Raw genomic sequence first — 22,594 nt, 5'->3', positions numbered from 1 at the left:
CCGAGCTATCGCTCGGCTCCGACCTCTCCCCGCAAGCGGGGAGAGGTAAAGTGCACCGTCATCAAAACTCGATGCCCTTCTGGCCCTTCACGCCGGCGCGGAACGGGTGCTTGATCAAGGTCATCTCGGTGACCAGATCGGCCATCTCGATCAGCTCCGGTTTTGCATTCCTGCCAGTGATCACCACGTGCTTGTCCGCCGGCTTCTCGTCGCGCAGGAATTTCAGCACCTCATCCAGATCCAGGTAGTCGTAGCGCAGCACGATGTTGAGTTCGTCGAGCAGCACCATGCGGTGGCGGTCGTCACGGATCATCTCCTTGGCGCGCTCCCAGCCGGCGGTGGCGGCGGCGATGTCGCGTTCCCTGTCCTGGGTGATCCAGGTAAAGCCCTCGCCCATGATGTGCAGCGTGACGAGATCGGGAAAGGTCTTCAACAGGCGCGCTTCACCGGTGTCCCATTCCGGCGACTTGGTGAACTGCACAATGCCGACGGGAAAACCGTGGCCGATATGGCGGAACACCATGCCGAGCGCCGCGGAGGTCTTGCCCTTGCCCGTGCCGGTATGGACGATCAAGAGGCCCTTCTCGCCGATCTTGGTGGCCATGATCTTGTCTTTTGCGGCCTTGTGCTTGGCGGCCTTGATCTTGTGACGGGCATTTTCCTCGTCGGGCGAAAGCTCGGTCATGCGGTTTCCTCACGTATCGGCAGGAGTTCGGCGATCAGGTCGGCGGCGCGGTTGGAGCGCGGCGTCCACAGGCCGCGGCGGATGGCTTCGGCAAAGCGCGCGGCGGTCTCGCGCAGGGCGGCGGGATTGGCCTCGTGCATGAAGTCGCGCACGCGGTCGTCCTCAAGATAGGAGGCGAACAGCTGATCGAAATGATGGTTCGCCACCGCGTTCTGTCGAGGCGGCGAAGCCGAACAGGTAATCCACCGTGGCGGCGATCTCGAAGGCGCCCTTGTAGCCATGGCGCATCACGCCGGCGATCCATTTCGGATTGGCGGCACGGCCGCGCACCACACGGGAGATTTCATGGCTGAGCGGGCGCGCCAGCGGCACCTCCGGCCGCGAGGTGTCGATATGCGCGATACGGGGGGCCACGCCGCGCAAAGACTGTACGGTGGCGCTGAGGCCGCCGATGAACTGGTAGTAGTCGTCGGAGTCGAGGATATCGTGCTCGCGGTTATCCTGGGTTTGCGCCACCAGATCGATGCCCTTGAGCTGCGCGGAAAACTCGTCGCGCGCCGCCTCGCCGTCGATGCCGCTGCCATAGGCGTAACCGCCCCAGTCGAGATACACCTCGGCGATATCGCCGCGACCGCCCCAGCCGCCTTCGTCCATCAACGCCTGCAGCCCCGCCCCGTAGGCGCCAGGCTTCGAGCCGAACACGCGACGCATGGCCTGGCGGCGCGCCACCTCGCAGGTCATGCCGCCGGATTCCAGCGCCTGCCGACGCGCGCGCACATGCGCGGCGATGGGGTTGGCCTCGTCGGGCTCATCGAGTGCGGCAATCGCCGCCACCGCCGAGCCGATGATGTCCATCTGCGTCGGGAAGGCATCGCGAAACAGGCCGGACACGCGAAAGGTGACATCGACGCGCGGCCGCTTCAGCTCCGACAGCGGCGTGATGGCGAAGCCGGTGACGCGGCCGGAGGTCTCCTCCCACAACGGCCGGGCGCCGATCAAGGCCAGCGCCTGCGCCACGTCGTCGCCACCGGTGCGCATGTTGGAGGTGCCCCAGGCCGACAGCGCGATCGAACGCGGCCATTCGCCCGCCTCCTGCCAATAGGATTCCACCAGTCGCTCGGCGGCGAGCTGGCCGATCCGCCATGCCGACGGCGTCGGCACCGCGCGGACATCCACCGCGAAGAAATTGCGACCGGTGGGTAGCACGTCCGGCCGCCCACGGGTCGGCGCGCCGGACGGGCCGGGGCGGATAAAGTTGCCGTCGAGGCCTTTCAGGAGCGCAGCCATCTCGGCGGCGCCGCAGACATCGATGGCGGGACGGAGGGTGCCGGAGATCCAGGCGAGGACAGCGGCGGTGGCGGGCCAATGCGCTTCAGCAAACTCCGTGTCGTCCCCGCGAAGGCGGGGACCCATACACCGTGTAGAGATAAGTTCGCCCGACGACAAAGACTGTGTTTCTGTGTCTTCGCCGGAGGCTATGGGTCCCTGCCCCGTGTGCGCCGAAGGCGCACTAGGTGGGGACGACACCGCGTTTGTGGCGGCTGCTTCGGCAACCAGACACAGCGCTAGCGCTTCAATGCGCTCCACCGTATCGCCCGTGGTGCGCCACAACGCGTCGCTGATATCAGCCAATACCGCAGGCCGCGGGCCGAGATAGTCATCTGCCAGTTCCCGCGTCAGCGGATCGAAATCGAGCGCCAGATCTGCAGCGATTGCCCGATGCAACGAGGCATCCTGCGGCTTGGTCTCCGAGCGTGGCAGCCGCGCGATGGAGACCAGCAGATCGTTGCGCTGGGCCTCCTCCGGCGTACGTCCGAAGATGTGCAAGCCGTCGCGGATCTGCATTTCCTTGAGATCGCACAGATGCGCATCGAGCGCGCGCAGGGCTTCATGGTCCGGCGTGTCCCGGTCGATGTTGACGTCGGCATCGAGACGCTGCGCGCGGGCCAGCGACAGAATGTCCTCGGCAATGACGGCGGCGCGTCTCGGATCGAGATCGGCGGCGACGGCGTATTCGTCGACCAGCGTCTCCAGCCGCGCCAGATCGTCGTGCAGTTCGGCGCGGGTCATAGGCGGTGTCAGGTGATCGACGATCACGGCCGCGACGCGGCGCTTGGCCTGGATGCCCTCGCCGGGATCGTTGACAATGAACGGATAGAGATGCGGCAGCGGTCCGAGCACTGCATCGGGCAGGCAATCGGCGGACAGGCCAGTGCTCTTGCCCGGCAGCCATTCGAGATTGCCGTGCTTGCCGAGATGCACCACGGCGTGAGTATCGAATTCGCGGCGCAGCCAGAGATAGAAGGCGAGATAATGATGCGGCGGCACCAGATCAGGATCGTGATAGCTCGCCTTGGGATCGATGTTGTAGCCGCGCGCCGGCTGCACGCCAACCACCACATTTCCGTAGCGATGCAGGCCGAGGCGGAAGCTACTGTCGAGCACATGCGCGTCGTCGGCCGCTTTGCCCCAACGCGCCTCGACTGCGCGCTGCACGCTCACCGGTAGCGAGGCAAAGGCAAGTTGATAGTCCGCCAGCGGCCATGTCGCACCTCCTTGACGCGCATCGCGATCGATCAGCGCGTTGGTCGGCCCCTGTTGCAGCAGCGCCATCATCGCGGCGGCGTCATCGGGCGCATCGTCGATCGCATAACCGGCGCCGCGCATCGCGGCCATCACATCGATCAGACTCTGCGGCGTGTCGAGGCCAACGCCATTGGCGAGACGGCCATCGCGGTTGGGATAGTTGGCGAGGATCAGGGCAACGCGGCGCTCCGGCGTCTTCGCGCGGCGCAACCGGACCCAGGCGCGCGCAAGATCGGCTGTCGCATCGACGCGATCCGGCACCGGCTGGAACGTGACCGGCTCGAAACTGCCATCACCGTCGGCGCGCTCCTTGAAGGCGATGACATTGGCGAAGATGCGGCCGTCGACTTCCGGCAGCACCACATGCATCGCGAGGTCGCGCGGCGTCAGCCCGCGCGATGACGCCTCCCAGCTTTCGCGCGAGGTGCCGGCCTGCGCCACCTGCAGCACCGGGCAGCCCGACGCCGCCAGCACCCCAGCATCGTCATGGGCGGTGGCCGTGGCGAAGGCCGTGGCGTTGATGATGATATCCGGCGGATACGCCGCCAATGCCGCGCGCAGAAAGGCGCCCGAGCGCTCGTCCTTCAGGCTGGTGACGAACAAGCAGACGGCGTTGAGGCCTCGGGCGTTGAGCGCAACGCGCAGCGCCGCGATCGCCGCGGTGTCGCCCCCGGCGACCAACGCGCGGTAAAAGATAACGATGGCGTTGGGGCGTTCGGAGATTGCGGGTTCGCTGGGCCAGAAGCCGGCGGAGGGCATCGGCCGCGCCGAGGGCGGCGCATCGCCTTGGCCGATCAGATGCGCGGCGTAGCGCAGCATCAATTGCGCATTGTCGACGCCACCCTCGCTGCAATAGCGCCAGAACTGTTGCGTGACCTCTTCGCCGACGGTGCTGCGCGCCGCGAGGTCGGCGTTCCAGTACATTTCGCCGGGCAAACACACGAACTGCGTGCCGCGACGCAGCGCATCGCTGCGCAGGCTGTCGACGCCGTGCGGCCAGTAGCTCTCGCCGCCGAGCATGCGCAGCACGACGATCTTCGCATGGCGTAGCGTGCGTTCGACGTAAAGATCGACGGACGCGTTGTGGCCGAGTGCCAGCATGTTGGTCAGCCGCACGCTGGGGAAGTCGCTGGGCAACGCTCTGTGAGCAGCGCCGAACGCAGCGAGATCGCTGTCCGCCGCCGACAGCACGACGATATCGGCGGTGTCCTGCCCGAGATCCCGGGCGACGTCGCCGTCGTCGATGGTGCCGGAGGTGTCGAGCTTCAGATGCATGCGGGTTTGGCAGCCTTCATGTTAACGCGATGACGGTGCGGTATCCCTCCCCCGCGTCTTTGCGGTGGGGAGGGTCGGCCGAACGAACGACGATGCGATAGCATCGACGGAAGTGGAGGCCGGGGTGGGGGCGTCACACACGCTTTAGAGTCCGTGGCACCGCCCCCCACCCGACCGGGCTTCGCTGCGCTACGCCCGGCCACCCTCCCCACCCCGCACCGCTTCGCTGCGCTTGGGGGAGGGAAAAGACGGCGCCGCCTTTGCCCAGATTGCTACTGCAGCGCCCGTCGCACCGCGTCGCCGTCAAATCCCTTCAGCCCGATCACCACCAGATGCTCGGCCTGCTTGACGTCCGGTCGGCCGAATGCCAGTTCGACGCGGCTGCCGACCGCCTGCACCACGATCGGCGCGGCCTTGTCGCTGATGCGTGCGTGCCCCTTGACGCGCAACACGCCTTCCAGACCCAACGCATCGCTGACACGGGCGCGCAGGGCTTCCACGGTCACGGAAGCCGAGGGCAAGACTACGATGCTGTCGAAATCGTCGTGGTCGTGCTCTTCCTCCTCGCTATGATGGCCGGCACGGGCTTTCATGTCGTTCTCGGCCTCGGCGTTCATCCCGATCAGGACGGCAGGCGCCAACTCGCCCTTCGAGCGGACGATACGTACGCCCGGCCGCAGGATGGCTTTGAGTTTCGTTTCGATCTCCGCTAGCTGGGCAACCGTCACCAGATCGCTCTTCGACAGCACCACCAGATCGGCGCAGGCGAGCTGATCCTCGAAAACTTCCTCGATCGGATCGTCATGTTCGATCCCCTCATCCTTCGCACGCTGTTCAGCGACGGCGTCCTCATCCAGCGTGACACGGCCTTCCGACAGCGCCAGCGCATCGACCACGGTGACGACGCCGTCGACCGTGGCGCGGGTTTTGACCGCTGGCCACGCAAATGCTTTCAGCAACGGCTGCGGCAGCGCGAGCCCCGACGTCTCGATGACGATGGCGTCGAGCGGAATATCGCGGGCCAGAAGCTTGTCCATGGTGGGGATAAAATCGTCGGCCACGGTGCAGCAGATGCAGCCGTTGGTGAGTTCGATTATGTCGCCGGGCGCGCAGGCGTTGGCGGCGCATTCCTGGACCAGGCCGCCGTCAAAACCAGCATCGCCGAATTCGTTGACGATGACAGCAATACGGCGGCCGTCGGCCTGGGTCAGCAATGCGCGCAGCAGCGTGGTCTTGCCGGCGCCGAGGAAACCGGTGAGCACGGTGACGGGAACACGGGACATTTACGACTCCTCAGGCGAATGTTTGAGCCAGAGCGGCAGCCCGGCGGCGATGAAAACCACTTGCGGCACGGCGGCCGCGATAATCTGATTGAGGCGCCCCTGCGCATCGCGGAAGGCGCGGCCCAGCGGCGTCTCCGGCACCAGGCCCATGCCGACCTCGTTGGAGACGAATACGATGGGATATTTGGCGACGCCGAGAAAGCGCGTCAGCCGGCGCGCCTCGATCTCGGGATCGCGGCCGGCGAACATCACGTTCGACAGCCACAGGGTCAGGCAGTCCACCAGCACGGCGCGGCCGCGCGTCGCCTCGCGCGTCAGCGCATCGACCAGCGCCAGCGGCTCCTCGACGGTGGTCCAGCCGTCGGCGCGGCGATTGCGGTGATGGGCGATACGCTGCTTCATCTCCTCGTCCTCCCCCGCGGTGGCGGTGGCGAGATAGATCCGCTGCAGCGCGCTGTGATCGATCAGCTGCTCGGCGAAGACCGACTTGCCCGAGCGCGCGCCGCCGAGCACCAGAGTGGTTTGCAGCATCTTCATTTCGGCGCGCGCCCGTCGTCGGGCGACCAGCGCATCGGCGGCACCCGCGCCACCATGCCTTTTCGCAACACGTCGGCGCGCTCGCGCCACGGCACCAAGCCATAGTCCGACTTCTGATACGACTGCACGAACGACACCAGCGCAGCGCTGCCGCTGTCCGTCTTCAGGTCGCCGAACAGGAACGTATAACCGTCGGGGCTGGTGACTGCGACGGTGGCCGGGCGCTTGCAGACGCTAAGGCACTGCACCGGACGCACCATGACGTCGCTGACGCCAAGCGCGGATTTCACGGCGTCGAACATCTCCGGCCCCACGACGGCGCTGCCATCGGCGGATTTGCAGGTGATGCAGACGCTGACGATGACGGGACCTGCTGGCGCATGGCTGCGCCGCGGTTCGGTCATCGTTACGTCGGACGGCAGGGTCGTGCTGTCGCGATCCATCACATGCTCACATCAAGGCCTGGAAAGGCCGCGAGCTTTGTTGGGTCGCGCGCTACGGCACAGGCCGTCGCGCTCGCTCCCGTCCGGTGCACCCCGCCCCGACGACGCCTCCAAAGCACAGTTCGTGATGGCAGGTCTCCTGGCTCGCGAGTCGCTGCCTGCGCCGCCTTCCCGGGATCTCCCAGTGGCATCGGTGCAGGCTCGTCGCTTACAGTTGCGGGGGCAGCGCCGGCCTGGAGAAGTCTCAATCGAGACCGCTCGCACCGGCTTCCCTATTCACCTTCACGCGGAAGGACCATCGCGCACGACGCTAGCCCCGGGGGCTGCGGGGTCAACCGCGCAAGCAGGCTGTTGACCGGATGATGGCGGTTGCGTCAGGTACGCGCCACCGCGAGAGGACCACCATGACCGCCCACACCCCGCCTTTGTGGCAGCCGCCCGCCATTGTCCCCCTCGATCCCGCGCTGGAAGCGACCCTGCGCGCCCGCATCGACGGCAAGGCGAAACCGCTGGGCTCGCTGGGCCGGATCGAGGACCTTGCGGTTCAGCTCGGCATGATCCGGCATCCCGGGGAACCGCGCGGCGAGAACGCCGTGCTGCTGGTGTTCGCCGCCGATCACGGGCTGGTCGAGGAAGGCGTGTCGCAATATCCCTCGGCCGTGACCGTGGCCATGGTGATGACCTATCTGGCCGGCCGCGCCACCGCCAATGCCTTTGCCACCGCCAACAACGTCGCCGTCCGCGTCATCGATGCCGGCGTCGCGGCTGAGCTGCCGGTACATCCCGGCCTGCTCGACGCCAAGATCCGCATGGGCACCGCCAACGCCGCGCGCGAGCCGGCGATGACATTTCATGAGGCCTCCGGCGCGTTGGCAGCGGGTGCCCGCATTGCCGTCGGCGAAATTCGCGCCGGCGCCGACATCCTCGCGCTCGGCGAGATGGGCATCGGCAACACCGCCTCCTCCGCGCTGCTGGTACATCGCCTCGCCCCGGCTCCGCTCGACGACTGCATCGGCGTCGGCGCCGGGCAGGACGATGCGGGCATGGCCAAAAAGCGCGCGGCGATTCACAAGGCCGCCGCGCGCAGCGACGCCAGCGCGCCGCTCGATGTGCTCAGCGAATTCGGCGGACTGGAGATCGCCATGATGGCCGGCGCGATTCTCGGCGCGGCATCGCAGCGACGACCGGTGATTGTCGATGGCTTCATCTCGACGGCGGCGGCGCTGCTGGCGATCCGTCTCGCGCCCGCGGCGCGCGGCTATTGCGTGTTCGCGCATCGCTCCGCGGAAAAGGGCCACGACCTGGTGCTGGCGGCGCTCGATGCCAAGCCATTGCTCGATCTCGGGCTGCGGCTCGGGGAAGGCACCGGAGCGCTGCTGGCGGTGCCGCTGGTCCGCGCCGCAGCGCGACTGCTCACCGATGTCGCCGATCTCAGCGACGTGCTGTCGGGAAACATCTGATGCAACTGCCGGGCGCCCTGTATGATGCGATCCGCTTCCTCACGGTGGTGCGGGTGCCGGACACCGCAACGGCTGGCGCGCCGGACTGGCTCGCGCGGGCGATGAAGTATTTTCCGGTGATCGGCGCCGGTATCGGCGCGGCATCGGCGCTGGTGCTGCTGCTCGCCAACGAGTTCTGGAGTCCGGTGGTCTCAGCGCTGCTGGCGGTGACGACCAGCATTGTGCTGACCTCGGCGCTGCACGAGGACGGCCTCGCCGACACCGCGGATTCCTTCGGCGGCGGCTGGAGCGTGGAAAAACGCCTCGCCATCATGAAGGACAGCCGCATCGGCAGCTATGGCGCGCTGGCGCTGGGCCTCGGCGTGATGCTGCGGGTCACCGCGATTTCCGACCTGCCGATGTGGGCCGGCCCTGCCGCGCTGATCGCAACCCATGCCGCGGCGCGCGCGGCGCCAGCCTTCGCCATGAACAACATGGCCTATGCCGGCGACACCGCGGCGATGAAGGTCGCCTATGCCGAAGCGCCGGTACGATCCGACGAATTGCGCTTTGCACTCATCGTTGTAGCACTGGCGGCGCTGCCGCTGGCCTTCATCTCGCTATGGGCGGTGATGGCCGGCTGGTGTAGTGGCGCGCTGCTGGCCTGGCTACTGGCAAGATGGTCGCGCCGCCTGCTCGGCGGCTACACCGGCGACGTGCTCGGCGCGGTGGAGCAGGTGTTCGAGATCGGGTTTCTGCTGGGCGTCGCGGCGGTAATTTTGGCCTGACGAAACGGCGCTTTCTTCATCCGCCCTCCTCCTACCATCGTCATCCCAGCCGAAACGCACTGCGTTTCGGCTGGGATGACGATGGAGTTTGTGGCCACAGCAACGGCAACTGATACGGCTTGCCCTCAAAGGCTTCGGCGCCGCGGCCGATGCTGGCGACGGCATCGACCATGACACCGTTGCAGCCGAGCAAATCATCGGCCAGCGCCACCATCAGCCGGTTCGGTGTCGCTTCGGGCGCGCGGTGGCGCAGTTCCATGGCGATCTCGCGCTCGAAGCCGGGATTGTGCGCGCAGGCGATCGCGTAGGCCGCGGCGCTGGAACGGCTGATGCCGGCCCAGCAATGAACCAGCAACGGACGGCCGCGCGCGGCGTCGCCAAAGGCAAGCACCTGCCGCATGGCATTGGCGTCGGGCGCGACCAGCGCCGGCGCGGGTTCGACGATGTCGTGAAACGACACGTGCAGATGCCGGTTTGGCGACAGCCCGCTCCAGTCGACGGCACCGTGAGTGGGCGACAGCAGCGTCAGCAGGTCGAAGTCGTCGAGCGAGGCCGCGACGGCATGGAGACCGCCGAGAGAACAGATGTGGATCATGAGGCCACCATACAAGGAACTTGACCCGGCCGCACCAGGCATCGCCGCTCATCGGATTTGCCAGTGGCCTGCGCCGGCTAAGCACCGTACAACCCGCTCCGACGTCCCCTCCGCATGCAGATATCCGCCATGACATCGTCCGGCTATTTCCTCGAGGCTCCGCGCGCGCTGCGTACCTTCGTCCGATCGCGCGAAACCAGCCTCGTATTGGTGGCGGCACTGATCGGGGGCATCGCCGGTCTGCTGGTGGCCGCGATGAGCGGCGCCGTAAACCTGATGCACGTAGCGCTGTTCGATCTGGCGCTGGGCGAGCGCCTGTCGAGCCAAACTGCCATCGATCCGGTTCGCGCCGTCCTGGTGCCGACGCTGGGCGGGCTGGTGCTCGGCGTGGCACTGCTGATGCTGCTGCGCTGGCGGCCGGGGCGTGAGGTCGATCCGATCGAGGCCAATGCGCTGCATGGCGGCAGGATGTCGTTCCGCGGCAGCATCATCGTGGCGCTGCAGACCGTATGGTCGAGCGGCGTCGGCGGCTCGGTCGGGCTCGAGGCCGGCTACACCCAGATCGCCAGCGGCGTCGCCGCCTCGATCGGTCGCGCGCTGCATCTGCGCCGCGCCGACCAGCGCATCATGGTCGGCTGCGGCGCCGCCGCGGCCATTGCCGGCGCCTTCGGCGCGCCATTGGCCGGCGCGTTTTACGCCTTCGAACTGATCATCGGCGGCTACACACCGGCGAGCCTGACGCCGATCGGCGTCGCCGCCGTGGCCGGCTATGCCGCGACGCGGGCATTTTCACCGCTGTCGCTCGGCATCTCCGTCAACCAGATCGGCGAGGTCAGCGGCCCCGACCTCGCGTTGGCCGCCCTCCTCGGCCTGGTGGCGGCGCTGTTCGGCATCGCCATCATGCGTGGCGTGGCGCTGTGTGAGACGCTGCTGACGCGCAGCCGGCTGTGGACGCCGCTGCGGCCGATGCTCGGCGGGCTGCTGGTCGGCCTGCTGGCGCTGGCAACGCCGGAGGTGCTGTCGTCGGGTCACGGCGCGCTGCATGTCAGCGGCGACACCAGCGAGCCACTCATGGTGATCGCCATGGTCTTCGCGCTGAAGACGGTGGCCTCGGTGGTGTCGCTCGGCTCGGGTTTCCGCGGCGGATTGTTCTTCGCCTCCCTGCTGCTCGGCGTGCTCGGCGGCCACCTGTTCGCCGCCGGCGCGTCCGCGCTGCTTCCACAGCTCGCGCTCGACACCAGCGTCTACGCGGTGATCGGTATGAGCGCTTTGTCGGCCTCCGTGATCGGCGGGCCGCTGACCATGACCTTCATCGCGCTGGAGGCCACCGGCAACCTTTGGCTGACGACCGCGGTGCTGATCGCGGTCATCGTCTCGACGCAGACCACGCGCGAGCTGTTCGGCTATTCTTTCGCGACCTGGCGACTGCACCTGCGCGGCGAGACCATCCGCAGCGCCGCCGATGTCGGCTGGATCCGCGACCTCACCGTGGCCAGCATGATGCGCGCCGATATGGTCACGGTAAATGCCGGCATCAGCATTGCCGCGTTTCGCGAACAGTTTCCGCTGGGGTCGAAGACCCAGGTGATCGCCATCGACCAGCACGGTCGCTATGCCGGCATTGCGCTGGTCGCCGAGGCCCATGAGCCCGAACGCAAGCCCGAGACCAGTCTTCAGGGAATGCTGCGCAACCGTGGCGCCACCCTCACACCGGACATGAATGTGCAGCAGGCGGTGGCGGCCTTCGACGGCGCGGAATCGGAATCGCTGGCAGTGGTCGACAGCCACGACCGCAATCGCGTCGTCGGCGTGCTCACCGAGGCCTTCGCCTTGCGCCGCTACGCCGAGGAATCAGAGAAGCGGCGCCGTGCCGCGGTGGGGGAACTCTGAGACGTAAAACAGCCCCTGAAAAAGGGCGTCGCCGATGCGCGGCAGACAACCACCGCAGAGTACCGTCCAGCGTCCGAAACCGGACATTAATCTCAAATTCCCCAGCAAATTCATACACTACTTTAACTTGTATGGAACACGTCCTTGTGCCTGGCGGCTCTTTCGCAGGCCATTGTTAAACTATCTGGGCTAACTCTCCTCCTCCGATCGAACGTTTCGATGTCCAGGAAGGACGCGATGCTCAGTCAGCTTCAATCATTTCAAGCCCGTGTCCGGGCGGTGCTGCGTCTGCCACGCGAGAACCCCGAACTGATCCAGGCCAAGCTGGCCGCATTCACGCGACAGATTCCGATCATGTACACGCTCGTGATGGTTAACACCGTGGCGCTCGCTGTGACGCATTATGGCTCCGCACCTTGGCTGTTGACCGTGGTGATTCCGTCGGTCCTGAACTCGGTCTGCCTGTTCCGCATGATCTTGTGGTGGCGCTCCCGCGGCAAGATTCTCAGCGCCGAGCACGCCATCGCGCGACTGCACGGCACCATCGTCACCGCCGGCATTCTCGGCGCCGGCTTCAGCGCCTGGAGCCTGAGCCTGTTTCGCTACGGCGACGCCTATGTCCAGAGCTACGTCGCTTTCTTCCTGGCGACGACCACCATCGGTATCGGCTTCTGCCTGATGCATCTGCGCTCCGCCGCGCTCCTGATCATGGCGCTGGTGGTGATCCCCTTCACCATATTTTTCGTATCTACCGGTAGCATGGTGTTCGTCGCCACCGCCATCAACTTCGTGACGGTAGTCGTTGCCTGCGGATACGTGCTGCTGATCAACTACCGGAACTTCGAAAATAGCATCAACTCGACCAAGGCGCTGCTCATCAAGCAGGAAGAACTGAAGGCGCTCAACGACACCAATTTCAGGAATTCGAATATCGACAGCCTCACCGGCCTGCCGAACCGGCGTCATTTTTTTGCCGAACTTGATCGACGCATGGCGCAAGCCGCCGCAGAGGGCCGAAGCCTGACCATCGGCATCCTCGATCTCGACGGGTTCAAGCCGATCAACGACGTGCACGGCCATCGGACCGGCGATCGCCTGCTGATAGACGCCAGCCTCCGGCTGCGCGCCGCACTCGATCCTTCCATCTATCTGGCGCGGCTGGGTGGCGACGAGTTCGTCATCATCGATGAGAACGAGACCTGTCGCGCGCGTATCATCGAAGCCGGCACGGCCATCGCCGACCTGCTACAGGCGCCGTTCGAGATCGACGAACTCACCATCCGCATCGGCTCTTCGATCGGCTTCGCCACTTTCCCGTCGGTAGCCATCACCGCCGAAGACCTGTTCGAATGTGCCGACTATGCGCTGTATTTCGTCAAGCAGCACGATCGCGGCCGTGCGGTGATTTTCTCGGCGGAACATCAGGCCAGCATCCGCGAGGCCAGCCTGATCGACCAGGCGCTGCTCAACGCGGACCTTGAGACCGAATTGTGGATCGCCTATCAACCCATTATCGACACCGATAGCGGTCGCACGGTCTGCTTCGAGGCGCTGGCGCGATGGCGCAGCCCGACGCTGGGCGACGTGTCGCCGATGCGCTTCATCACCGCCGCCGAACGCTCCGGCTCGATCTGTGAGCTTACGCCGATCCTGCTGCGCAAGGCCCTGGAAGGCGCCGCATCATGGCCTGCCGACGTCCGCATCTCGTTCAACCTGTCGGCACTCGACGTGGCGTCACCCCTGTCGGTGCTGAAGATCATCGGCATCGTGCAGCAGAGCGGCATCGACGCCCACAGGATCGATTTTGAGGTCACCGAGACGGCGGTGATGCGCAACCGTTCCCAGGCATCGGAAGCATTGAAGACCCTGAAGGCGCTCGGTGCACGCATCTCGCTCGACGATTTCGGCACCGGCTATTCGAGCCTCAGCTGCATCCGCGAACTGCCGCTCGACAAGATCAAGATCGACCGCAGCTTCGTCCAGAACGTCGAGACCGACGCGGCATCGCAAATGATCCTGAGAACCCTGGCAGGGCTGTGCATCAACCTGAAGCTCGATTGCGTCGTCGAAGGTGTCGAGACGACCCAGCAGATGCGGTTGCTGCGCGACGAAGGCTGCCGCTTCATGCAGGGTTACCTGTTCGCCCGGCCGATGGCCGCCAGCAAGGTGCAAGCTTATCTCGCCGCCAGCGACAACGCCGCTCCCGCGGCGATGGCCCGCGCATAACGGCGGCACGTCACTCTTCACCTTGCTGACGTCCATCTCGACGGCGGGATCGCGCAGGCATGGGTTGAGCACGGGCTGCCCCGCCAGCGGGGCTGTGCAGACCGCCGCATGCCGATGAATGCCACAACACCACGGGCGCGCGATCTGGTCCTGGCCGGGATCAAGGCTTTGAAGACCTGCGTTCTTTCGCTACGTTCGCCTGCAATCAAAAAAGGGAGCGCATCGTGAGTGGAGACAAGAAAATCGCCTGGGTCACCGGCGGCGGCACCGGCATCGGCAAGGCAGGTGCTGCGGCATTGCTCGCCGATGGCTGGACGGTGATTATTTCCGGCCGCCGCGCCGAAATGCTGAAGGAAGTGACCGACGAACTCGGCACCGGCGGCAAGCCGATCGAGGCGATGGCGCTGGACGTCAGCAAATCGGCCGATGTGACAAAGGTGGCGGAAGCAATTCTCGCCAGGCACGGCCGCATCGATCTGCTGGTCAATAGCGCCGGCGTCAACGTGCCGAAGCGTAGCTGGGAGGACCTCTCGCTGGACGGCTGGGACCAGCTGGTCGACATCAACCTCAACGGCGTCATGTATTGCATGCGCGCGGTGTTGCCGGCGATGCGCGCGCAGAAGGACGGCTGCATCATCAACGTCGCCTCGTGGGCGGGCCGCCACGTCTCCAAGATGACCGGGCCGGCCTACACCGCGACCAAGCATGCGGTGCTGGCGCTGACCCACTCCTTCAACATGGACGAATGCGTCAACGGGCTGCGTGCCTGCTGCCTGTCGCCCGGCGAGGTCGCCACACCGATCATGCTGAAGCGTCCGGTGCCGCCCAGCGAAGAAGTGATGGCGCGGATGCTGCAACCTGCCGATCTCGGCAAGACCATCGCCTTCATCGCCGGCATGCCTGCGCATGTCTGCGTCAACGAAGTGCTGATCAGCCCGACCTGGAACCGCGGATTTATCGGCGGGATGTAGCCCCCTGGTCTTGACGTCTCCGCGCTCGTCGCGAGGAAACGTCAGGAGCGCGGCTTCGGCGTGAACGGTCCCGGCGGTGCGGCGCTCATCAGCGAAACGCAGATCAGCGCCGCGATGGCGAACCACACCGTCAGCCAGAAGCCGTCGATATAGGCCAGCGTATTGGCCTCGCGGGCGACCCGCGACGCCAGCGTGCCGACGCTGCGCGCCTGCGCCAGGCCGGCGCCGTGGCTCGCGAAGCGGCTGGTCAGTTGCGCGAGGATGCCGGTGACGTCGGCGTCGCCGGTCGCGATGTGCTGGCCCAGCAGGTTAGAATAGAGCTGCTCCCGCACCCGCAGCCAGGTGCTCATCAGAGCGATGCCGATCTCGGCGCCGCCGAGGCGCATCACCTGGATATAGGCGGCGAAGGCGGTGGCGCGCGACGGATCGGAATTCGACAGCGCGATGATCACGATGGGCAGCAGCGTGAAGGATTGCCCGAGCGACTGCAGCAGCACTATCGGGATGAAGTCGCCGAGCGCCCAGTCATGAGTGAGCCGGGTCCCAAGGAGGCCGGCGATGGCGAAGGCCGACAAGCCGATGATCAACGGCCAGCGCACGTCGAAGTATCGCACCAGCGTGATCGAAAGCGGCAGCAGCACGATCATCGGCGCGACGCCATAGAGGAGAAACAACATCCCCGACTGCTCAGGCCGCAATTGCGCGATGACGACAAGAAAGTTCGGCGCCAGCGAGGAATTCGACAGGCTGGTCAGCGTGTATAAAAGGATTGTCGCCAGCGCGAGGCCGATGTTGCGCGACAGGATCACCTCGGCATGGGCCCAGGGCCGCCGCACCAGCGACTCGTTGATGAAGAACCCGACCACCAGAGCCGCGCCGCCGAACAGCAGCGCCACGACGGTGCCTGACCCGAGCCAGTCCAGCCGGTTGCCCTGGTCAAGCCCGGCATAGACCATTGCCATGCCCGCGCCGAGCAGCAGCATGCCGCCCCAGTCGGCCTCATCCAGCACGAAGGTGTTGACCGGCTCGCGCGGCGTGCCGAGCCAGACGAACAGGCCCATCAGCGGCGCGATGATGACATCCTGCCAGAACATCCATTGCCAGCCGAGGTGCTCGACATAGAAGCCGACCAGCGAAATGCCGGAGTTGAGCGTGAAGCCGACGCGGATCGAATAGATCGCGATCGCCGGCAGCCACCAGAACATCGGCAGGTTGCGAAAGATGATCAGCAGGGTGGCCGGCACGAAGGTGCCGAGCAGCAGTCCATGGATGACGTTGAGTACCAGCAGCGTGGTGTAGTCGTGCGTGAGCGGGATCAGCAGCGAGATCACCGCATAGACCAAGCTCGGAAAGCCCAGCACCCGGCGCAATCCGAACACCGTGGCCATCCAGGCCACCGCGGGGGCGATGAAGATCTGCGACGCCGTCGCCGCAGTCGAGAGCCAGGCGCCCTCGTCGAAGCTCAGCGAGAGTGCGCCACGGATGTCCGGCAGCCCGACCGAAAAGATGCGGGTGTCGAAGTTGGCCAGGAACGAGCCGAGCAACACCGCGCCTACCGCGAAGATCGGGCGGTGCGAGACGCCGCCGGTGGAGACCGGGCCGCTCTCGATGACCTTACTTGGTGCCATGGATCGCATCCCCGCGCGTGGCAACGGCGGGCTGGTCGGTGTGGATGCGCGCGGTGACCGACATGCCCGGGAGCAGCCGTTGCTGCAGCCGCTGGCCGGGATCGAGTTCGATGCGGACCGGCACGCGCTGCACGACTTTCGTGAAGTTGCCGGTTGCGTTGTCCGGCGGCAACAGCGCGAATTGCGATCCCGAGGCCGGCGAGATCCGCTCGACCCGGCCGCGCAGCGGCTGGTCGGAGAAGGTATCGACGATGATATCGACCGGCTGGCCGGGCTGCACCCGCGTCGGCTGCGTCTCCTTGTAATTCGCGATCACATAGACGTTCGGCAGCGGCACCACGCTGATCAGGCTCGAGCCGATATTGACGTAGTCGCCCGCCTGCACCTGACGCTCCCCGACGACGCCGTCGAACGGCGCGACGATCCTGGTATAGCCGAGCCGCAATTTGGCGGCATCGAGCGCGGCCCTGGCGCCGAGCAGATCCGCGGCGCGCTGCTGCTTGGTGCCGGCGAGCACTTCGAGCTGATGGCGCTGCGCGGCGATGATCGCGGCACTGGCCTTCACATCGGCCTGCGCCTTGGCATAGGCGGCCACCGCCTGCTCGAACTTCTGCCGCGTGCCGGCTTCGGTCCGGGTCAGCGACTGCTGGCGCTCCTGCTCTTGCCGCGCCTCGACCTCAAGCGCCTGCGCCGACACCCGCTGCGCCTCGGCCTGGGCGATGGTGGCATATTGCAGCTCGACCTGATTGGCGAGGTTGTCCAGCGCCGCCTGGGCGGCGGCGACGGCGGCCTGCGCCTGCGCCACCTGGGCCTCGTAATCGGCGGGATCGATCTGCACCAGCAGGTCGCCGGCCTTGACGCGCTGGAAATCCCGAACGGGCACCGCCAGCACCGCGCCCGCCACCCGGCTGCTCAGCCGTGTCGTCTCGGCACGGATATAGGCGTCGTTGGTCGACTGCACCGCCATGCCGCCGATCCAGATATCCCAGCGCAGGGTCGCGACAACGATGAAGGTCACCGCCGCCGCCAGTGCCACCAGCGGAATCGCCAGCCGGCGCCAGGTCTGCTGCGCTGGCGTTAACGCCGGATTCTGGTTTTGGTCAGCCTGAGACATCGGGTCCGTCCTCGTATCGATGGAGGCAGACTGCCTTTGTCCCCGGCCTCTCGCAAGATTCGTATCGCAGGTTTTGGCGCCAGCGAGCCGGACCGCAACCGGGCTGGAAGGAAACAGCGACGTCGACGTTGCCGTGTCGTTGCTCCTGCCGCCTATGCCCCCGATTTCAGCTGCGCCGGATCAATCGGCAATTTACGCAGGCGCTTGCCTGTCAGGTTGAAGATCGCATTGACCACGGCCGGCGCAATCGTCGCGGTGCCGGGTTCGCCGATGCCGCCGGGTTCCTCATGGCTGTCGATTAGATGGACTTCGATGACCGGCACTTCATTGATGCGCATCGCCTGATAGGTGTCGAAATTTCCCTGCTCGACGCGACCGTTCTTCAGGGTGATTTCGCCATACAGCGCGGCGGTCAACCCGAACAGGATGCCGCCCTCCATCTGTGCCTTGATGGTGTCCGGGTTGATCATCTGCCCGCAATCGACGGCGCAGACCACGCGCTCGACCCTGACCTGACCGTCCTTCCCCACCGAAACCTCGGCGACCTGGGCGATATAGCTGCCGAAGCCGAACACGACGCTGACGCCGCGGCCCCGGCCGGCCGGCATCGGCTTGCCCCAGCCCGCCTTGTCGGCGGCGAGGTCGAGCACCGCTTTGGCGCGCGGGGCCTTGTCGAGCAGCGCCCGGCGGTAGGCGACCGGATCCTGTTTGGCGGTCGCCGCCAGCTCATCGACAAAGCCTTCAACCATGAAGGCATTGTGCGTGGTGCCGACACCGCGCCACCAGCCGGTTGTGAGCCCGGCCGGCGGCTCCTGCCGGACATAATCGACCAGCAGGTTATCGAAGCCGTAGGGGCCGGAGCCGGCCTCCACCGCATCGGAATCGAGACCATCCTTGAAGAAGGGCGGTGCCCAGCGCGCCAGGATCGACGAGCCGACGACACGATGGTTGAAGGCCACAGGTCTGCCGCTGGCGTCGAGACCGGCGCTCAGCGTGTCGTAGTAGTAGGGACGGTAGATGTCGTGCTGGATGTCCTCCTCGCGGGTCCAGATCACCTTGACGGGATAGTCGACCTGCTTGGCGATCTGCACCGCCTGGGTGATCCCGTCGACATCGAGACGGCGCCCGAAACCGCCGCCGAGCAGATGGTTGTGTACCTTGACCTTGTCGAGCGGCAGGCCGGTGACCGCAGCGGCCGTCGCCTGCGCGCGCGAAACCACCTGGGTGCCAACCCAGACGTCGCAGCCATCCTTGCGCACATGCACGGTGCAATTCATCGGCTCCATTGCCGCATGGGCCAGCAACGGCATCTGGTAGACCGCGTCCATTTTCGTCGCGGCGCCGGCAATCGCCTTGGCGACATCGCCCTGCTTCACCGCCACCACGCCGTCCCTGTCCGAAGCATCCTTGAGCTGCTGCACCAGGTCGGCGCTGGAGAACTGTGCACTAGCCCCCTCGTCCCAGGTGATCACCAGCGCTTCGAGTCCCTTCTTCGCCGCTCCCATGTGATCGGCAATCACCGCCACGGCATTGTCGAGCTTGACGATCTGGCGCACGCCCCTGACCGCGGTGGCCTTGCTGTCGTCGACGTTGCCGAGTTTGCCACCGATCACCGGACACGCCGCCACGGTGGCGACCTTCATCCCGGGCACCTTGGTATCGATGCCATATTCCGCGGTACCGTTGACCTTGCCGGCGCTGTCGAGGCGCTTCGCCGGCGTGCCGATCAGCGCAAAATCCTTTTGGGTTTTCAGCGGGACATCTGCAGGAACCGGCAGCTTGGCGGCGGCATCGACCAGCCTGCCATAGGCCAGCTTGCGTCCGGTGGGCGTATGGATCACCTCGCCCTTGACGGCGCGACAGGTGGCAGGATCGACCTTCCACTCTGCCGCAGCGGCCTGGATCAGCATGGTCCGCGCCGCAGCGCCGGCCATCCGCAGCGGCTTCCAGAACCCCCGTACCGAGGTCGAACCGCCAGTGACCTGGAAGCCGATCAGGGGGTTGACGTACAGTTTGTCGTCCGGCGGCGCGTGCTCGAGCCTGACCTTCGCCAGTTCGACTTCAAGTTCTTCGGCAATCAGCATCGGCATCGAGGTGTAAGTGCCCTGCCCCATCTCGACCTGGGCCATCACCAGCGTGACTTGGCCGTCGCGGTCGATCCGCACGAAGGCATTGGGCGCGAAGGCGGCCGCGTCGGCGGCATCGGCGCGGCCGGGCCATCCGGGCATGCTGATACTGAGCAACAGCCCGCCTCCGGCGGCCGCACCCGCCGTGAGCACGGTGCGGCGCGACAGCACGCGCGGCATCCTGGGTTCAGAAATGGCGTCGCGATCGATCAATTTGTCGAACATGGTGTCAGCCCTTCTGCCCGTTGGTCGCGGGTGCCGCCGCGGCATGCTTGATGGCTTCGCGGATCCGGACATAGGTGCCGCAACGACAGATGTTGCCCGCCATGGCATCGTCGATATCGCTGTCTTTCGGGCTGGGATTGCTCGCCAGCAAGGCCGTTGCCGACATGATCTGGCCGGACTGGCAATAGCCGCATTGCACCACCTCAAGATCGAGCCAGGCCTTCTGGATCCGGGCGCCGGCCGGCGTCTGGCCGATGGCCTCAATGGTGGTGATCCTGGAGTCGCCGACGCTGTCGATCGGCGTGACGCAGGAGCGGACGGCGCTGCCGTCCTGGTGCACGGTGCAGGCGCCGCACAGGGCCTCACCGCAGCCGAACTTGGTCCCGGTCATGCCGAGTACGTCGCGCAGCACCCAGAGCAGAGGCGTGTCGCTGTCGACGTCGACCGAATGGCTCACGCCATTGATATTGATACTATAGGCCATGACGATCTCCAGACACAGGCGCACGACTCGCGGTCGCAGCAAGGAGTTACCGGCAGTCGGGGCGCGACAGCCGGGCGAATGGAATGACGAAGACAATATCATACGGACGCCCGCGGCGTCTCGCAATCGCCTCTAGCGCGCAAAAGCGTATTTCACGCGAGAACGGCGCGCGGAGTCATTCACAAAGTTGCGACAAGCCCGATCCGACGCGGGACGCTAGAGCGACGTCGGAGAATCGCCCCTCGGGGTCGGCCGAGCGCCGGCCGTCAGCGGGCGGCAAGTGGCGCAATGCCGGATGCGAATGGCCCGGCACACAGGCAGGCGGCACTCGACGGCCGCAGTGTCGACTCCGTCCTCGGAGAGCGCCTGACCGTTGCGGGCTGCCGGAAATGCCTCTAGACCAGCCGGCATGGACGCCATCTTCCTCGACCTCGACGGCACGCTGACCGACCCCAAAGTCGGCATCACCCGCTCCATCCAGCACGCGCTCGCCGCCCTCGATCAACCAGTCCCCGCCGAGCAGGATCTGCTGTGGTGCATCGGCCCGCCGCTGATCACCAGTTTCCGCACCATGCTCGGCGACGAAGCCCGTGCGGCACGCGCGGTGACGCTGTATCGCGAACGGTTCTCCGACATCGGCCTCTACGAAAACAAGCTCTATGACGGCATCCACGAACTGCTGACAGGGCTGAAGGCGGCCGGGCCCCGGCTGTTCGTCGCCACCAGCAAGGCCCACGTGTTCGCCAGCCGCATCATCGAGCATTTCGGCCTGGCCGGCTATTTCGAGCATGTCTACGGCGCCGAGCTCGACGGCACCCGAGGCGAAAAGACGGCGCTGCTGCACTACGCGCTCGACCAGCGCGGTCTCGCCGGGAATCGCGCAGTCATGGTCGGCGACCGCAGCTTCGACATGATCGGCGCCCGCAACAACGCCATGACCCCGGTCGGCGTTCTCTATGGTTACGGCAACGAGCAGGAACTGCGCGGGGCCGGCGCCGCCCACGTCTGCGTGACGCCGCAGGCGGTGGGCGTACGTCTCGCCGGACTGCTCGGCGCGACAAAAATCGCCTGAGCCGTCCGGCCAGCGCGCTCACCAACCCCGGCGGGCCTCAGCCGGTAGCGCCTGCCTTTTGGCCAGCGGCGCGCGCCATCCGATCAGGCCTGGGCGAAGCTGCGAAATTGCACGCCCATAGTTTAACCAGCACCCTCACAATTGCTGGGCATTTTTCGGGATGCCTTCGCGCGTTGCACCGTACCCCGCCGGGGCCGATCGGCATCAAATGTACCTTTATGCGGGCTTGATTGATCCGCGCAGGCCAGCCATGCTCATGGCGGACATCTCAGATTCAGCGTGATCCAAAGGAGAACACCATGGGCTATAAACATGCGACCGGCATTCTGATCGCCGCCGCGCTCTGCGCAGGACCGGCTTCGGCGCAGGAGCTGACCGGGACATTGAAGAAAATCAAGGACAGTGGCGCGATCACCATCGGGTTCCGTGACTCCTCGGTGCCGTTCTCCTATCTGGACGACAACCAGAAGCCGGTCGGCTTCGCCATGGACATCTGCTACAAGATCGTGGATGCCGTGAAGAAAGAGCTGAAGAACGACAAGATCGAAGTCAAGCTCAACCCGGTGACCTCGGCCACCCGCATTCCGCTGATCGCCAACGGTACCGTCGACCTCGAATGTGGTTCGACCACCAACAACGTCGACCGCCAGAAGCAGGTCTCCTTCACCAACACCCACTTCCTGACCGCCAGCCGCTTCGTCTCGAAGAAGTCCAGCAAGATCAACTCGATCGACGATCTCAAGGGCAAGTCGGTGGTCTCCACCTCCGGCACCACCAACATCAAGCAGCTCACTGAAGCCAACGCCGCGCGCAACCTCGGCATCAACGTGATTGCCGCCAAGGACCATGCCGAAGCGTTCCTGATGGTCGAGACCGACCGCGCCGTCGCCTTCGTCATGGACGACATCCTGCTCGCCAGCCTCGCCGCCGGCTCCAAGGATCCGTCGGGCTACGTCATCTCCAAGGATGCGTTCTCCAAGCCCGAGCCCTACGGCATCATGCTGCGCAAGGACGACGCGGCTTTCAAGAAGGTCGCCGACGACGCCACCGCCGCTCTCTACAAGAGCGCCGACGGCAAGAAGCTGTATGACAAGTGGTTCATGTCGGCGATCCCGCCGAAGGGCCTGAACCTCAACGTGCCGATGGGCGCCGAGCAGGCCAAGGCCTTCGCGAAGCCGTCGGATTCGGCCGATCCTGACGCCTACACCAACTAAGCAAGGACGACAC

At 65.9% G+C, this 22,594-nt stretch carries 16 protein-coding genes, 1 pseudogene and 1 riboswitch; of the genes and pseudogenes, 7 read left to right on the top strand and 10 right to left on the bottom strand.

The features are described 5' to 3' along the window. Nucleotides 1-61: 61 nt before the first annotated feature. The 5 genes and pseudogenes from cobO to ACUXVA_RS16350 all read right to left on the bottom strand — a co-directional run bounded on the left by cobO (nt 62) and on the right by ACUXVA_RS16350 (nt 6,809). The gene (cobO, locus tag ACUXVA_RS16370) at nt 62-685 is read right to left on the bottom strand and encodes a cob(I)yrinic acid a,c-diamide adenosyltransferase (RefSeq protein ID WP_265079350.1); all 624 of its coding nucleotides are present in this window, start codon (nt 683-685) and stop codon (nt 62-64) included. Beyond that, nucleotides 682-4,546, bottom strand: a pseudogene (gene cobN / locus ACUXVA_RS16365) (cobaltochelatase subunit CobN). The gene cobO and the pseudogene cobN overlap by 4 nt, the downstream one beginning before the upstream one ends. Before the next feature lie 272 nt (nt 4,547-4,818). Continuing rightward, nucleotides 4,819-5,829, bottom strand: a complete 1,011-nt coding sequence (gene cobW / locus ACUXVA_RS16360) for a cobalamin biosynthesis protein CobW (protein WP_265079351.1) — start codon at nt 5,827-5,829, stop codon at nt 4,819-4,821. Beyond that, a complete protein-coding gene (cobU, locus tag ACUXVA_RS16355) occupies nt 5,830-6,366 on the bottom strand; it encodes a bifunctional adenosylcobinamide kinase/adenosylcobinamide-phosphate guanylyltransferase (RefSeq protein WP_445487066.1) in 537 nt (178 codons plus the stop codon). After that, complete coding sequence (locus ACUXVA_RS16350; RefSeq protein WP_445487064.1) at nt 6,363-6,809, bottom strand: DUF1636 family protein; 447 nt, start codon at nt 6,807-6,809, stop codon at nt 6,363-6,365. Before ACUXVA_RS16350 ends, cobU begins: the two co-directional genes overlap by 4 nt. 112 nt (nt 6,810-6,921) lie before the next feature. Beyond that, nucleotides 6,922-7,124, bottom strand: a riboswitch (cobalamin riboswitch). Between the two features lie 89 nt (nt 7,125-7,213). Here ACUXVA_RS16350 and cobT point away from each other — a divergent pair. Next, nucleotides 7,214-8,269 carry a nicotinate-nucleotide--dimethylbenzimidazole phosphoribosyltransferase gene (cobT, locus tag ACUXVA_RS16345; RefSeq protein WP_445487063.1) on the top strand — a complete coding sequence of 352 codons (1,056 nt, stop codon included), beginning with the start codon at nt 7,214-7,216 and terminating at the stop codon, nt 8,267-8,269. Next, nucleotides 8,269-9,036, top strand: coding sequence for an adenosylcobinamide-GDP ribazoletransferase (locus ACUXVA_RS16340; RefSeq protein WP_265079354.1), 768 nt, complete (start codon nt 8,269-8,271; stop codon nt 9,034-9,036). Before cobT ends, ACUXVA_RS16340 begins: the two co-directional genes overlap by 1 nt. A 40-nt stretch (nt 9,037-9,076) precedes the next feature. Here ACUXVA_RS16340 and ACUXVA_RS16335 read toward each other — a convergent pair whose 3' ends face one another. After that, a complete protein-coding gene (locus ACUXVA_RS16335; protein WP_445487061.1) occupies nt 9,077-9,631 on the bottom strand; it encodes a tyrosine phosphatase family protein in 555 nt (184 codons plus the stop codon). A gap of 129 nt (nt 9,632-9,760) precedes the next feature. On the opposite strand from ACUXVA_RS16335, the gene ACUXVA_RS16330 reads away from it, so the two are divergent. The 3 genes from ACUXVA_RS16330 (at nt 9,761) to ACUXVA_RS16320 (ending at nt 14,718) form a co-directional block, all read left to right on the top strand. Beyond that, nucleotides 9,761-11,521, top strand: a complete 1,761-nt coding sequence (locus tag ACUXVA_RS16330) for a chloride channel protein (protein WP_265079356.1) — start codon at nt 9,761-9,763, stop codon at nt 11,519-11,521. Nucleotides 11,522-11,758: 237 nt separating this feature from the next. After that, nucleotides 11,759-13,747 (top strand): putative bifunctional diguanylate cyclase/phosphodiesterase, encoded by a 1,989-nt coding sequence (locus tag ACUXVA_RS16325; RefSeq protein ID WP_445487059.1) that lies wholly within the window; start codon nt 11,759-11,761, stop codon nt 13,745-13,747. A 224-nt stretch (nt 13,748-13,971) separates the two neighbouring features. Next, entirely contained in the window at nt 13,972-14,718 is a 747-nt protein-coding gene (locus tag ACUXVA_RS16320) for an SDR family oxidoreductase (RefSeq protein ID WP_265079358.1), read from the top strand. A 41-nt stretch (nt 14,719-14,759) separates the two neighbouring features. Here the strand turns inward: ACUXVA_RS16320 and ACUXVA_RS16315 are convergent, their stop codons facing one another. The 4 genes from ACUXVA_RS16315 to ACUXVA_RS16300 form a co-directional block, all read right to left on the bottom strand. Then, complete coding sequence (locus tag ACUXVA_RS16315; protein ID WP_265079359.1) at nt 14,760-16,346, bottom strand: MFS transporter; 1,587 nt, start codon at nt 16,344-16,346, stop codon at nt 14,760-14,762. After that, nucleotides 16,333-17,460 (bottom strand): HlyD family secretion protein, encoded by a 1,128-nt coding sequence (locus ACUXVA_RS16310; protein WP_445487056.1) that lies wholly within the window; start codon nt 17,458-17,460, stop codon nt 16,333-16,335. The genes ACUXVA_RS16315 and ACUXVA_RS16310 overlap by 14 nt, the downstream gene beginning before the upstream one ends. A 152-nt stretch (nt 17,461-17,612) precedes the next feature. Next, on the bottom strand, nt 17,613-19,811 hold the full coding sequence (locus ACUXVA_RS16305; RefSeq protein WP_445487054.1) for a molybdopterin cofactor-binding domain-containing protein: 2,199 nt from the start codon (nt 19,809-19,811) through the stop codon (nt 17,613-17,615). A gap of 4 nt (nt 19,812-19,815) precedes the next feature. Then, on the bottom strand, nt 19,816-20,295 hold the full coding sequence (locus tag ACUXVA_RS16300; RefSeq protein ID WP_265079361.1) for a (2Fe-2S)-binding protein: 480 nt from the start codon (nt 20,293-20,295) through the stop codon (nt 19,816-19,818). A gap of 409 nt (nt 20,296-20,704) precedes the next feature. Here ACUXVA_RS16300 and ACUXVA_RS16295 point away from each other — a divergent pair, with 409 nt between their 5' ends. Together ACUXVA_RS16295 and ACUXVA_RS16290 are read left to right on the top strand one after the other, a co-directional pair. Next, nucleotides 20,705-21,367: an HAD family hydrolase gene (locus ACUXVA_RS16295; protein WP_265079362.1), complete on the top strand. Its 663-nt coding sequence runs from the start codon at nt 20,705-20,707 to the stop codon at nt 21,365-21,367. Nucleotides 21,368-21,666: 299 nt separating this feature from the next. After that, nucleotides 21,667-22,581 (top strand): amino acid ABC transporter substrate-binding protein, encoded by a 915-nt coding sequence (locus tag ACUXVA_RS16290; RefSeq protein WP_265079363.1) that lies wholly within the window; start codon nt 21,667-21,669, stop codon nt 22,579-22,581. The last annotated feature ends 13 nt before the right edge of the window (nt 22,582-22,594 follow it).

This window comes from Rhodopseudomonas sp. RCAM05734 (assembly GCF_052658035.1).
This window is presented reverse-complemented; position numbering and strand designations above follow the sequence as displayed.

Excerpts from the sequence above, each read along its gene's own strand:
- cobO (WP_265079350.1), bottom strand. The coding sequence starts at position 685 with ATGACCGAGCTTTCGCCCGACGAGGAAAATGCCCGTCACAAGATCAAG.
- cobW (WP_265079351.1), bottom strand. The coding sequence starts at position 5,829 with ATGTCCCGTGTTCCCGTCACCGTGCTCACCGGTTTCCTCGGCGCCGGC.
- cobU (WP_445487066.1), bottom strand. The coding sequence starts at position 6,366 with ATGAAGATGCTGCAAACCACTCTGGTGCTCGGCGGCGCGCGCTCGGGC.
- ACUXVA_RS16350 (WP_445487064.1), bottom strand. The coding sequence starts at position 6,809 with ATGGATCGCGACAGCACGACCCTGCCGTCCGACGTAACGATGACCGAA.
- cobT (WP_445487063.1), top strand. The coding sequence starts at position 7,214 with ATGACCGCCCACACCCCGCCTTTGTGGCAGCCGCCCGCCATTGTCCCC.
- ACUXVA_RS16340 (WP_265079354.1), top strand. The coding sequence starts at position 8,269 with ATGCAACTGCCGGGCGCCCTGTATGATGCGATCCGCTTCCTCACGGTG.
- ACUXVA_RS16335 (WP_445487061.1), bottom strand. The coding sequence starts at position 9,631 with ATGATCCACATCTGTTCTCTCGGCGGTCTCCATGCCGTCGCGGCCTCG.
- ACUXVA_RS16330 (WP_265079356.1), top strand. The coding sequence starts at position 9,761 with ATGACATCGTCCGGCTATTTCCTCGAGGCTCCGCGCGCGCTGCGTACC.
- ACUXVA_RS16325 (WP_445487059.1), top strand. The coding sequence starts at position 11,759 with ATGCTCAGTCAGCTTCAATCATTTCAAGCCCGTGTCCGGGCGGTGCTG.
- ACUXVA_RS16315 (WP_265079359.1), bottom strand. The coding sequence starts at position 16,346 with ATGGCACCAAGTAAGGTCATCGAGAGCGGCCCGGTCTCCACCGGCGGC.
- ACUXVA_RS16310 (WP_445487056.1), bottom strand. The coding sequence starts at position 17,460 with ATGTCTCAGGCTGACCAAAACCAGAATCCGGCGTTAACGCCAGCGCAG.
- ACUXVA_RS16305 (WP_445487054.1), bottom strand. The coding sequence starts at position 19,811 with ATGTTCGACAAATTGATCGATCGCGACGCCATTTCTGAACCCAGGATG.
- ACUXVA_RS16300 (WP_265079361.1), bottom strand. The coding sequence starts at position 20,295 with ATGGCCTATAGTATCAATATCAATGGCGTGAGCCATTCGGTCGACGTC.
- ACUXVA_RS16295 (WP_265079362.1), top strand. The coding sequence starts at position 20,705 with ATGGACGCCATCTTCCTCGACCTCGACGGCACGCTGACCGACCCCAAA.
- ACUXVA_RS16290 (WP_265079363.1), top strand. The coding sequence starts at position 21,667 with ATGGGCTATAAACATGCGACCGGCATTCTGATCGCCGCCGCGCTCTGC.